This window comes from Gilvimarinus gilvus, assembly GCF_030518155.1.
GTDB classification, from domain to species: Bacteria; Pseudomonadota; Gammaproteobacteria; order Pseudomonadales; family Cellvibrionaceae; genus Gilvimarinus; species Gilvimarinus gilvus.
Window position 1 is genome coordinate 1 of record NZ_JAULRU010000217.1, and the last position, 357, is coordinate 357.

1 protein-coding gene is annotated in these 357 nt (G+C 34.7%); it reads left to right on the forward strand.

The genetic code is table 11. The features are described from left to right. Nucleotides 1-357, forward strand: a 357-nt coding sequence (locus tag QWI17_RS02435) for a pyridoxal-phosphate dependent enzyme (RefSeq protein WP_302720903.1), incomplete at both ends; no start/stop codon positions are given.

The window sequence follows — 357 nt, forward strand, 5'->3', positions numbered from 1 at the left end:
AGTCGTCAATTTGAAGCGAATGTCTATCTAAAACGAGAAGATTTACAAGTCGTCCGTTCGTACAAATTGCGTGGTGCTTATAATAAAATCGTTCAGTTATCAGAACAAGAAAAAAATAATGGTGTGATCTGCGCAAGTGCAGGAAATCACGCACAAGGTGTCGCATATTCGTGTCAACAATTAAACATTAAAGGTAAAATTGTAATGCCTACTACGACACCTCAACAAAAAATAAAACAAGTAAAATGGTTTGGGAAAGATCAAATCGAAATCATTTTACATGGTGATACATTTGATGATGCATCGGCTTTTGCACATCAATTATCCCAAGAAGGAAATATTACATTTATTCATCCT